This window comes from Arthrobacter sp. TJ-270, from assembly GCF_058269075.1.
Map to the genome: position 1 here is coordinate 49,605 of NZ_JBZCNB010000011.1, position 10,419 is coordinate 60,023.

Genomic DNA, 10,419 nt, shown 5'->3' on the forward strand with positions numbered 1-10,419 from the left:
GTCAGGGTAAGCGAGGGCTATCAGCGCACAACCAAGAATTGAGCTCTTTCGGCATGGTGAAATTCGATTGAATACACATGGAATCGGCGCCAAGCTTCATGCCCCTGAACGCGTCTAGAAGATGACGAGCTTATATCTCAGAGAGCAGAGAGAAAACAAGACTAGAGGCGAGGGCGAGGAAAATGTACAGTCTTGTCTGGTTTTGAAACATGTACAGAGATGTCTACAATCTGTGGACGCCTATAATGGAGGTTCGAATGAAGTTTGGTATTCGCTATTCCAACACCGGTCCGTACACCAGTGCGCAGAAGGGCCTTGAGCTAGTACGGGCGGCTGAGGACGCCGGGTTCGAATCAGTGTGGACGGTCGAGCACGTACTAATTCCACCCAAGTACGATTCCAAGTACCCTTACACCACCGATGGTCGAATTCCCACCTCAAACGAGACGACATATATGCCAGACCCGATGATGTGGATGATGTACTGCGCAGCCCACACCACTAAGATCAAATTCGGCACGGCGGTAATGATCCTGCCGGTTCGCAATCCGGTCTTGCTGGCCAAAGAGGCGGCCACTTTCGACAACCTGACGGACGGACGACTCCTTCTGGGCATAGGTGTTGGGTGGCTCAAGGAGGAATTTGAGGCAATTCGCAGCAACTTTGAGGACCGCGGCAAACGTGCTGACGACTACATAGACTTGATGCGCTATCTGTGGGGCACCAGCGATAGCGCGGTGCGGGGGGATTTTGATCTCACTGGCTTGAACATGCAGCCCAAACCGGTCAACGGGACCATCCCGATTCATATCGGCGGCGACTCACTAATAGCGGCTCGCCGGGCCGGGACCCGAGGAGACGGCTTTTTCCCCGCGCGTGGTCTGACCCATGAGTTGTTGGATGCGATGAAGCGAGCTGCCGATAAGGCCGGCCGTGATCCAGAATCTATCGAGATCACGGTGAGCATGCCTGACGATGAAAAGCAGTTGGAGGCCCTGGCCTCGATGGGGGTCGATCGAGTCGCCGTCCCAGTGACGGGTAGGGAGGGCATGCCGCGCCTTATCGATTCCCCTGACGAGCTCGAGTACCGCTGGGCGCCCATCATCCAGAAGTACGCCGACCTGTAGCGCTGTCGGATAAACACTTCAGCCAGTGCAAGCCCGATCACCCGGTCGAAGAAATTACGCGCGCTCTGCTCGGTGATCGTGCTGTTCGTTGAGTCAGGATGAGTCCTGCGCTCAGCCGGTCGAAGGGACGGGGCCTTTGGTGAGGCGGGCGGTTTTCTGTAAGGAGGAGTTTCAGCAGCTCTTTTTCCGGTACCTTCTCCGGGACCGGGACCGGGACCGGGACCAGGAGCAGGAGCAGGAGCAGGAGTTGGTTGCGGCGGGCGCGGGTGGTGATTTTCCCGGCGGTGGCGAAGAGCTGGTAGCGCCAGCGTTTGCCGTCCCAGGCTTTGGCGTAGTGGCTGTCCGGGAGGGCGGCGAGCTGGATCCAGGAGACGAGGTTGAAGGCCAGGGCAGCGTTTGAGCGCTTCGTCCTGTTCGGGCTTGGCGAGTCTTGGGCTGGTGCCGCGACGGTGCGGAACGATGGTGAGCCCGCCTGGGGCGGCTTTGGTTTTGATGGCCTATTTGAGGACGCGCTCGGCGATGCGCCGGGTTGTGAAACCTTCTGACTCTAACGAGGTATTCGTCCCGGAAGAGTAGCCTGCCATGCGTCGAGGTGGGATTGCTGCAGCTCGGGCAGTTTGATGTCGTGGCCGGGTGAGCCAGTTCAGCAGGTCGATGGCGAAGGCACCTTCCTGTTTGGCACGCAGGAAGGTGCCGCGAGTGACTTCGTCCAGGTGGTTCATTCGTCGTTGGTGGTGCCAGCGGATGTAGCGGCGGATCACCTCGAGTTTCTGCGCGGAGGCGCGTTCGAGGGCTTGCGCGGCCGAGCTGTCGTAGCGGATCCGGAGTTCGTCGCGTTGGGGAGGACTCCGTGTTCTGTGAGGAGTCCGCGGACGTATTCGCGGGTGCGTGAGTCGGGCAGCCTGTCGAAGGTTTCGTGGGTGATCTTCGGTGCGGCCGGGAGTTCGCGGAGGAACGCGGTGACGTGCTTCTGGCGGATCCAGGTCATGCCGCTGTTGGCCCGTTTCATGGACTTCAGCGCTGCCGCCAGCCCGTGGACCAGGCGCGACCGGACCGCCGCCGAATGAGCGGACCCTCTGCTATTCCGCTGAAAGTAGAAAGGGCTCAAAGACTGGGGGAGTCGGGCGGGGCGGACATGCACGGCACCCAGACCCCGGCCGCGTCAACACCAGCTGTTGAGCCGGCATCGAGCCCTCGAGTCGCTCGGCGCCGCATGGGGACTCCGGTTGCTGGGACATCCGCCCCCACTGCTGAACCACGTCGAATGGGGACGGCCGAGCCTGCGGACGCGCCCGCATCAGGAGTCCCGCGAGGCGGATGGCGACGCGCTGACGATCCTGGCAGCCTGGCAGGATCGTCCGGAAGGGCGTCGTGGTGTCGGCCTCCGGCGCCGAGGTCGCGCCGGAGGCCGACGTACCGTGCCGTTGTCCCGCCGCACGTACGATGGAGCGCCACCGTAAATGTGGCCTCTAGCATCGGCGGCAGAACGGGCGCGGTGGCGCCGTTTGTTCGTCCCAGCGAGGGGGAATTGTGTCCACGGGACCGGCGCCGGCAGGAGTGGGTGTTCAGGATCCCGGTCCTGCATATGAGTAACCGCTCCATCGAGCGGACCCTGCGGCGCAGCTACGACGACCTGGGAGCTCTTCGCATCGAAGATCCCGGCCACCCGGAGCGGATCGTGGTGCTGCGGCGCGCCGTGGTTCATGGCGCTGTTTGGCCGGGACTCGCTGTGGGCATCCCTTACCGCGCTGCCGGTAGATCCGTCACTGGCCTTCGGCACCATCCAGACGCTCGCCGATCGCCAAGCCCAGCCCAGCCCAGCCCAGATGAGCTAACAGCATTTCGCCGCCGGCTTCGGAACGTCATTTCGATGCGACGCTTACGTTGCTGACGCGCAGGCGTCGATTTGTGCCTGAACGATGGCGCCGTAGTGTGCCACTAGTTCGTCAAAAGTCCAGGTACCAAACAGTCCCAAGGTTCGGACGCTCTCACCGAAGCCGATCATCAAGGCAGTCACGGTGGTGGCGAAGCGGCGATCGGCGGAGCCGTCGCCGATGAGATGTGCAATGGCGGCAAGGAACCGTTCACGAGTGTCTGCGCGGGCAGCCTCAGGGTCCGGGGAGTTGAGCACCGCTAACGGAATGGTGGCCCAGGGCTCCTGCATGCCGCGTTCCCGGCGGATGAGTACCCGGAACACCAGGGCCCTGCCGAGCTCGGACGTCGGGACGTCCAGTTCGGCGAGCAGCGACTCGTCCGGTTGCACGGCGGCAAAAAGTTTCTCCTTTGAAAAAAACAGTTTCATGACCAAGGCTGCCGAAACGCCCGCCTCTGCGGCGATATCACGGACTGTGACGGCACGATATCCGCGTTCCCCAAAAAGGTGTGATGCCGAGCGGAGGATCGCGTCGTGGCTCGGGCCGCTCACGCTCCCACCGGCTCTTCAGAGCTTTGCTCCACGGCCGGCGCGGCGAAGTCCAGGGTGACGGAACGGTTGTCCACCGCTAGCTTCTGCGCCATCGCCTGCTCCGTCAGCGGATGGAGCATGGTCACGACGTAGCGGCCCGCAGGGGGCAGCGGAAAGGCATACGCGCCGTCTTCGTCCGACCGGGTGGTGGCAATATAGCAGCCGCCGGCCTCGAGCAGGGACACCACCGCTCCGGTGATCGCGTGACCTCCCGCGCTGGCTGTGCCGCTGATCATCAGCCGGTTCCGAAGCTGGAAGTTATGCTCCAGGGTGCGGCCGTCGAGTTCGAAGACCTCGGCCATCGGCGTCCAACCGGCCGTATTGGCCACCATGAGGTACTTCCCAGCGCCAGGCAGGACCACGGAATAGTTTCCCTCTGCATCCACGCGGCTCCAGTCCACCGGCTCCCCGCCTATGTGAAGGACCGTAACTACGGCGGGGGTGAGGGGCCTCCTGTCGGGGGCCAGGACACGTCCTCTTACAACGAGCTCGCCAGCAGCGACGACGGGGGCGGGCGGCCGCTGGACCGCAGCAGCGTGCGGGATAAAGACCGCCGCCAGCATGGACGCGGCCGAGGCAAGAGCGGCCATCCAGAACACGTCTTTGAACGCATCGAGGCTAGGGAAGCGCTCAGCCTCGACCGCCATGGTGACAGAGGTGAGCACGGCGGCAACCGCAGCGCTCGACGTCGAGGTACCGATGGACCGGACCAAACTGTTCAACCCGTTCGCGGAGGCAGTTTCGGTGATGGGCACCGCACCCATGATCAGGGTCGGCATGGAGGCGTAGGCGATAGCCGTTCCCACACTCACCACCGTTGAACCGATGATCACCCAGGCTATGGAATCGTAGAAAAAGACGCGGCCCACATAGCCCACAATCATGACAACTGCCCCGGCCATCAGCGCAGTCTTCCCGCCGAAGACCCGGATAATCCGCCCCGAAATGGGTGCAAACAATACCATAGCGAGCCCGGACGGGACCATGCACAAGCCCGCGCTGATCACGCTCAACTCGAAACCGTACCCGGTGGAAGCTGGCAGCTGCAGCTGCTGTGTGGTCAGGAGCATATTGGCGAACATGGCGAAGCCGATGAGCAATGACGCAACGTTGGTCATCAGCACCGGGCGGCGCACTGAGGTCCGCAGGTCAACCATCGGCTGGCTGACCCTGAGTTCATAAGGCACCCAGACGGAAAGAAGTATCACGGCAGTGAGGAACAGCAGGAGAACCGGCTCCGAGCCCCAGCCCCAAGAACCTCCCTTCGATATTGCCAACAGCAAGGCGGCCAAAGCCGCGGATAACACCAACGCGCCCGCAAAGTCGAAACGGCCAGGCGTGCGGACCCGGGACTCAGGGACCACCAGCACCACGGCAAAGAGCAGCAATGTCCCGGCGGCAGCCGCCACCCAGAAGATCGACGCCCACCCCAGACTCTCATACAGGACTCCAGCAAGGGGCAGGCCCATAGCACCGCCGATTCCCAGGGTCGCACTCATCAAAGCGACCGCCGAACCCATCTTCTCCTTAGGCAGCTCATCGCGCATGACGCTGATACCCACCGGAATTAGGGCCGTGGCGAAGCCCTGAAGGGTCCGCCCGACGATCAGCCACACAAACGAACCGCCAACGGCCGCCAACACCGAACCTGCCACCATGACGGCCAGACACACCACCATCATCTTGCGTTTGCCGTACATGTCCGCGCTGCGCGAGACAATCGGAGTTGCGACGGCGCTGGCGAGCAGGGTGGATGTCACCAACCAGGAAGCGTCGTCGGCACTTACGCCCAAGATTCCGGGGAAATCCGGTAGGAGCGGAATCACTAATGTTTGCATCAGCGCAACAACGGTGCCACTGAGGGCCAGGACTACTGTGATGGCGGAGGCGGATGGGTGTCCCGGTGTCAAAGTGCTGGAGCGCGGCATCTGTCGCTTTCGGCTGTGGCAATTTCTACGTCAGCGGTGAACGCTCGTTCACCCTCCACCAGAGAATCATGGTTCACCCGCACGAACAAGGCGTTTCGGCTGTTCGTTACGTCACGGCTTCAGCGCTGCATGCTCATATCGCTAATGAACTCCGAGACACAAACTCCGAAGTGATAGATGGTCGTGCGGGTCGCTAAGTACGGGACTGCTCAGCCGGCGATGGGCGGGGCTCTCCCACGAATAGCCGCGCGGATTCCCCTAGCCTTTACGGATGGGTCGTCAAGCTCTCGTCCACGGCGGGGGAGGGGTCATCGAACAGGTGGCTGCCGAGCAGGTGAGCCGATTCGCCAATCTTGTGGCACAACGGGGCGTATCCCGCGCCGTTCCGGTCTCAACGCGAGGAAACTTCCCTGCCGCACAGCAGGCCGAAGAAGCCTCTGTGAAGAGATTCCCTAACGCTTGTCAACGCCTTTTCGCTCTGGACGGCAGGCAGGGTGAGTGCACCATCACCAGGGTTTGCCATGACGGGAAGTGCCGTCCTCGGGGACGGGACCGGTCGTTGCGCCGTTGGCTGGGCACCCTCCGGACTGGTAGGGCGGGGAGATAGCCGTGACTTCTGGGGTCGGCCGACGGACCGACAGCGCCCATCGGCAGGCCGCGCACGCTGTTCGACCATCAAGTGGTTGCAGTCCGCTTCCGTTAAACTAAACTGGGCTCGCAGTAAAGTTAAGTACGACTTTACTGCGAGCCCAGTTTGGGCGGAAATCAGTGTTCTTCGAGGCGGAAACCGAGCTTGATGGTGACCTGCCAGTCAACAATTTTGCCCTCTTCCAGGTGGCCCCGGATTTCTTTGACCTCAAACCAGTCAAGGTTGCGGAGGGTCTGGGATGCCTTGGCGATTCCGGTTCGGACGGCGTCGTCCACTCCCTGATCCGACGTGCCGACAATTTCCGAAATGCTGTACGTGCGGTTGGACAACTTCGCTCCTCGTGATTGCCTTGCGACTCCCGGTTGCGGGTTCATCTTGAAGACTAGTAGCACATTAAGAAGGTTGGCCAGCGTCGAGGCCTGCGCGTCCAAATATTGGGCAGTGCCTCTGGTCTGGTTTAAAGGACGACGACAAGGCTCCGCGGGTGCAACAATTGATGTCCCCTGAGATGTTCAATGGGTGGGGCGTGAGAACCCTGGTAAGCGACATGCGCGCGTACAAACCATCTACCATATCGGCCCTGTCTGGCCGTATGACAGGTCTAGCTTCAGCACAACCTTCATCACATCCGTCCCCTCTGACGGCTTATGGTCAGAGGTTATAGGTGAGTTCTGCGACCACTTGGTGTGCTGAACTCTCAGTTCGTCTTTCCCTAGGACTTGTCCGTTCTCAATGTAGTTGTCAGTAGCGACGTGGAAACTGACAGATTGGATGATACAAATCTGGGGATTCTTTCTCATTGAAGTTGTCAGTTCCGGTGAGCGTTGACGGGTCCCAGCGAATGTCCAACCGGCTACACCGGCTCAGGATGCGGCCATCCCATAGCGCGAGAATCCGCGCGGCGTGAGTCATTTCATCGGCAGGAACCTCAAAACCTCGCGCGTACCCGCGCTGACAACATAAGTGAGAAGCGGTCCAGAATCCGTAAACTGACATGTTGAATGCGAAAACTGACATCTGGAATGAGAACGGACAAAAGTTCTCGCAGCCACTTTGTACTCCCGTGCTTTAGACGCCGATAATTGACCTTCCGTCAACCTGCCCAGACCCGGACATACCCTTGCTTTCCAAGCATGCTGCCGAAACTAGGGTGTACCAAATATCAGCGTCAAGACTCAAGGGCTTGCAGGCCCACCCCTGTGTTGATCCGGGAAGACCTCCCGTTGAGGCCCACCGGTTCTCTCACTAGCGGCACGAGTCCGGCCTTAGCGGCGTCACCGGCCTGCGTGAACTCCCGTGGCCCGGCGGTTCTCACAACAGCCTGGCCAGCGTGGAGCAATAGCCAGCCAGTGGGCCTAGTCACTGCTACGCAATGCAGGTTCCCCTCAGAAGACATAAACACCAAGTCAGCTCCGCTGCAGAAGTATGGTCTCACCATGGAATCCTCAGATATAACCTTCCGTACTCGAAAGTGGGTGCGGCCAGAAGACCTAAACGCCAACGGAACCTTGTTCGGTGGGAGCCTGCTTAAATGGATTGATGAGGAAGCAGCAATCTATGCGATCCTCCAGCTCGGCAATGGCAGGGCGGTGACTAAGTACATTTCGGAAATCAACTTTGTCAGCTCCGCCGTGCAGGGGGACCTCATCGAGATGGGTCTGACGGCAATCAAATTCGGCCGAACCTCACTGACCATGCGAGCGGAAGTCCGAAACATGATCACTCGACGAAGCATCCTCACCATCGAGGAGATCGTATTCGTGAACCTGAACACCGAGGGCAAGCCCGAGCCGCACGGTTACAAAGAAATCACCTACGACAGAGACAGGATTCCCACCCACCACCTCACGGAAACGCCATCAGGAAAGGCCACCGAGCAGAGTTCATAGTCAACAGTTCCGAGGGCCGTTCAGAGAACATGTCTGGGCGCCAAACCTCATGACCCTCCCCTAGGCATTTTGATTCGCCGATAATGGTGATTCTGTAAAGCTGCCTGGGAGAGTCGGGGAGGGGGCTACTCGCTCTTCCAAGTCAGGTCGAGCATCCGAAAGGCGTGCTTGACGGCGTCGCTTTCGTGGTGGAGTTCTTCTAACTCGACGTCCCGTAGTTGTGGGCCGAGGAATCCGTCGCCTGGTCTTTCGAAAACCGCCCATAGCTTCAGGTCGTCGCCGTGGCGGGAGGCAAATGTGACGCCATGCAGATCGGTGGTTTCGTATATCCAGGTAGCGACTGCCTGGGTGAGTTCGCGGGGTCGGGCAGCCTTCAGTGCTGCGACATCCAGGTCCGCCAATCCCAACCGGAGGGCAGTTCCGATGAAGTACGGATACAGGACTGCAACGGATTTCGATTCCGTCACGGCACAGTAATCGCCTGCCAGTTCGGCTGAGGTTGCGGTGCGGGCGTCAAGCCATTCCCGCGGAACCTGCCCTGGTGCTGCGGTGGGGTGGAGCACTGAGTCCTCAGCGTCTTCGACGATCTCGTCCAATTCCATCGCAAGCTTAGCGTCGTGGCGGAACCCGGCCAGCACCTCGAGTAGGCAGGCCTGCAAACTGGAGCCGGCGTACACCGTGCGGAAGTTCCCTTGAAGGTCGTCCCATCGGCCCGGGAATCTACCGTTTGTTGCCCATTCCCAGCCGCTCCAGGCCCACGGGTCTGGGCGGAGTCCGATCCGCCAGACCCTTCCTTGTGCTGTTACTACGGCCAGTTCTTCAGAACCCAACCGTCAGCCTGCTGCCGCGAACGCCCGGGCTGCTGCCAGGACCGACTGTGCCGCATCCTCGATCTGGCCTTCGCGCAGCATCCGTGCCGGCGGAACATCGTCCAGTTGCGGATTCATGCCCTGGAACCATGCCTGGACGACCGAACGGGAGTCCCGCTCAGCCAGCAAGGCGGCCACATGATAGGAATGCCGCAACCGGGTCATCACCTCGCCCGACGGCTTCCGCTCACCGTCAGCCCACTGACGGACTGCCCGGGTTTCCTTCACCGAGCCGATGTAGGCCACCAGCTTCGCACCCAGGATGTCGCGCAGGTCGCGCACCAGTTCGGCATCCGGAAGCCGAATGGAATCCTGGTGTGCCTTTAGCCCTCCACGTGCTCCTGCAACTGCCGTCATGACTCCATGCTCCCATGTAACACCCCCTGTATCAAGGGTCCAATCACAGGCCAATCACAGGCGACATAACGCCGATAATCTGCGTTATGTCAACTAGCGATTCGAGGTGCTGTCAACAGCTCCCCACTTTGTGCGCCGCTTCGCTTGCTAGCCTTCGCACTCGACGCAATATGTATGCCCGTTGCTTTCTCGCGCTTTCTGAGACCGATGCCGAACCAAGAAACAGGAATAGCAGGTGAACTCGTCCTCGCCCTGAGGGATCACCTGAACGATTAGCTCTTCGGAGACAATTTCTCCTCCGGGCGTAAGTCCCTCATCAAAAACATCAGCTTCGTCCAACTCAGTGACGACGCTCCGCGCATCCGGGGCGTTGGCGGCTTGCAATGCCTCCAGGGAGCGGTCCTGAGATTCCTTGACGTCGGAACGGACTTCGTCGTAATCGGTTGCCACTTTAGATGTTCTTCTTTCTGGGGCGATGAGCGGTTATCACCACAACAAATGTGCAACACGCATCGATGTGCCCTTGTTCCCACGTGTTGATTCGCTCTGAGATTCCGGCAACCTCTGAGCGATAACCTCGGAGACTCTGTTACTTCCAGACTCTGTGATTGCGACTCATCGCCCACCGATAGTTGAGATTATGTCAACCATCGGAGTGGTTCGCCTTACAAAGATGGCTGTTCGACTCTTTTTGTTCGGCTCAAGTCGGTATATCCAGTGTACTTTCGGACTCGACGATCCCGACGTGGTCCCGAGCGTCGTCCCCTTTAAATGACACGACATCGCCCGGTGCCAAGCTTGTCCAGATCGACAACGGGTGTCGCTCCATCTTTCGGATCTTCCTTTCTGTTGGATCGAGGTGTTTAGGCTCAAAAGCTGTCTGATGACGCACACGAGATCCACCTGCGCCTGGAGCCGCGCGTGGTCACTTTGGAACCCAAGCATCGCAGTTGCGACGATGGGGCTCCCGGATAACCCGTGCTTCTTGTCCTCCGCAGGAAGCGGCCCGTTAGCCCGCGTGGGGGTCGGTGATGCCGATGTATTGGGTGGTGGTGTATTCGGTGATGCCTTCGGAGCCGCCTTCACGGCCGAGTCCGGAGTGTTTGACGCCGCCGAAGGGTGCGGCGGCGTTGGAG

At 60.3% G+C, this 10,419-nt stretch carries 11 protein-coding genes and 3 pseudogenes; 4 read left to right on the forward strand and 10 right to left on the reverse strand.

Features of this window, described 5'->3' with window-relative positions; all coding sequences use genetic code 11:
• The first annotated feature begins 257 nt into the window (after nucleotides 1–257).
• Nucleotides 258–1,127 carry an LLM class F420-dependent oxidoreductase gene (locus tag AC4D2M_RS16135; protein ID WP_490892915.1) on the forward strand — a complete coding sequence of 290 codons (870 nt, stop codon included), beginning with the start codon at nucleotides 258–260 and terminating at the stop codon, nucleotides 1,125–1,127.
• 160 nt (nucleotides 1,128–1,287) lie between these two features.
• Here AC4D2M_RS16135 and AC4D2M_RS16140 read toward each other — a convergent pair.
• From AC4D2M_RS16140 to AC4D2M_RS16150, 3 genes and pseudogenes are all read right to left on the reverse strand, one after another.
• Nucleotides 1,288–1,542, reverse strand: a pseudogene (locus AC4D2M_RS16140) (hypothetical protein); the annotation flags it as partial.
• A gap of 82 nt (nucleotides 1,543–1,624) precedes the next feature.
• Nucleotides 1,625–1,849, reverse strand: coding sequence for a hypothetical protein (locus AC4D2M_RS16145; RefSeq protein WP_490892916.1), 225 nt, complete (start codon nucleotides 1,847–1,849; stop codon nucleotides 1,625–1,627).
• Between the two features lie 35 nt (nucleotides 1,850–1,884).
• Nucleotides 1,885–2,136, reverse strand: a complete 252-nt coding sequence (locus tag AC4D2M_RS16150) for a hypothetical protein (protein WP_490892917.1) — start codon at nucleotides 2,134–2,136, stop codon at nucleotides 1,885–1,887.
• Between the two features lie 292 nt (nucleotides 2,137–2,428).
• Between AC4D2M_RS16150 and AC4D2M_RS16155 the strand changes: the two are divergent.
• Nucleotides 2,429–2,932, forward strand: a pseudogene (locus AC4D2M_RS16155) (glycogen debranching N-terminal domain-containing protein); the annotation flags it as partial.
• A gap of 74 nt (nucleotides 2,933–3,006) precedes the next feature.
• Here the strand turns inward: AC4D2M_RS16155 and AC4D2M_RS16160 are convergent.
• From AC4D2M_RS16160 to AC4D2M_RS16170, 3 genes are all read right to left on the reverse strand, one after another.
• Nucleotides 3,007–3,552: a TetR/AcrR family transcriptional regulator gene (locus tag AC4D2M_RS16160; protein WP_490892918.1), complete on the reverse strand. Its 546-nt coding sequence runs from the start codon at nucleotides 3,550–3,552 to the stop codon at nucleotides 3,007–3,009.
• The gene (locus AC4D2M_RS16165; protein WP_490892919.1) at nucleotides 3,549–5,519 is read right to left on the reverse strand and encodes an MFS transporter; all 1,971 of its coding nucleotides are present in this window, start codon (nucleotides 5,517–5,519) and stop codon (nucleotides 3,549–3,551) included. Before AC4D2M_RS16165 ends, AC4D2M_RS16160 begins: the two co-directional genes overlap by 4 nt.
• 765 nt (nucleotides 5,520–6,284) lie before the next feature.
• Nucleotides 6,285–6,497, reverse strand: coding sequence for a dodecin (locus AC4D2M_RS16170; protein ID WP_490892920.1), 213 nt, complete (start codon nucleotides 6,495–6,497; stop codon nucleotides 6,285–6,287).
• A gap of 82 nt (nucleotides 6,498–6,579) precedes the next feature.
• Here AC4D2M_RS16170 and AC4D2M_RS16175 point away from each other — a divergent pair.
• Nucleotides 6,580–6,771: pseudogene (locus AC4D2M_RS16175) on the forward strand (hypothetical protein); the annotation flags it as partial.
• A gap of 833 nt (nucleotides 6,772–7,604) precedes the next feature.
• Nucleotides 7,605–8,057, forward strand: coding sequence for an acyl-CoA thioesterase (locus tag AC4D2M_RS16180; RefSeq protein WP_490892921.1), 453 nt, complete (start codon nucleotides 7,605–7,607; stop codon nucleotides 8,055–8,057).
• 125 nt (nucleotides 8,058–8,182) lie between these two features.
• Here the strand turns inward: AC4D2M_RS16180 and AC4D2M_RS16185 are convergent, their stop codons facing one another.
• The 4 genes from AC4D2M_RS16185 to AC4D2M_RS16200 all read right to left on the reverse strand — a co-directional run.
• On the reverse strand, nucleotides 8,183–8,887 hold the full coding sequence (locus tag AC4D2M_RS16185) for an RES domain-containing protein (protein WP_490892922.1): 705 nt from the start codon (nucleotides 8,885–8,887) through the stop codon (nucleotides 8,183–8,185).
• 3 nt (nucleotides 8,888–8,890) lie between these two features.
• The gene (locus tag AC4D2M_RS16190; protein ID WP_490892923.1) at nucleotides 8,891–9,283 is read right to left on the reverse strand and encodes a hypothetical protein; all 393 of its coding nucleotides are present in this window, start codon (nucleotides 9,281–9,283) and stop codon (nucleotides 8,891–8,893) included.
• Between the two features lie 147 nt (nucleotides 9,284–9,430).
• Complete coding sequence (locus AC4D2M_RS16195; protein WP_490892924.1) at nucleotides 9,431–9,733, reverse strand: DUF4193 domain-containing protein; 303 nt, start codon at nucleotides 9,731–9,733, stop codon at nucleotides 9,431–9,433.
• A gap of 559 nt (nucleotides 9,734–10,292) precedes the next feature.
• Nucleotides 10,293–10,419, reverse strand: a 127-nt coding sequence (locus tag AC4D2M_RS16200; RefSeq protein WP_490892926.1) for an aldehyde dehydrogenase family protein, incomplete at its 5' end; no start/stop codon positions are given.

What these genes read in the sequence shown, in the direction of transcription:
- AC4D2M_RS16190 (WP_490892923.1), bottom strand. Translation starts at nt 9,283, where the DNA reads ATGACGGCAGTTGCAGGAGCACGTGGAGGGCTAAAGGCACACCAGGAT.
- AC4D2M_RS16145 (WP_490892916.1), bottom strand. Translation starts at nt 1,849, where the DNA reads ATGAACCACCTGGACGAAGTCACTCGCGGCACCTTCCTGCGTGCCAAA.
- AC4D2M_RS16180 (WP_490892921.1), top strand. Translation starts at nt 7,605, where the DNA reads ATGGAATCCTCAGATATAACCTTCCGTACTCGAAAGTGGGTGCGGCCA.
- AC4D2M_RS16165 (WP_490892919.1), bottom strand. Translation starts at nt 5,519, where the DNA reads ATGCCGCGCTCCAGCACTTTGACACCGGGACACCCATCCGCCTCCGCC.
- AC4D2M_RS16135 (WP_490892915.1), top strand. Translation starts at nt 258, where the DNA reads ATGAAGTTTGGTATTCGCTATTCCAACACCGGTCCGTACACCAGTGCG.
- AC4D2M_RS16150 (WP_490892917.1), bottom strand. Translation starts at nt 2,136, where the DNA reads ATGAAACGGGCCAACAGCGGCATGACCTGGATCCGCCAGAAGCACGTC.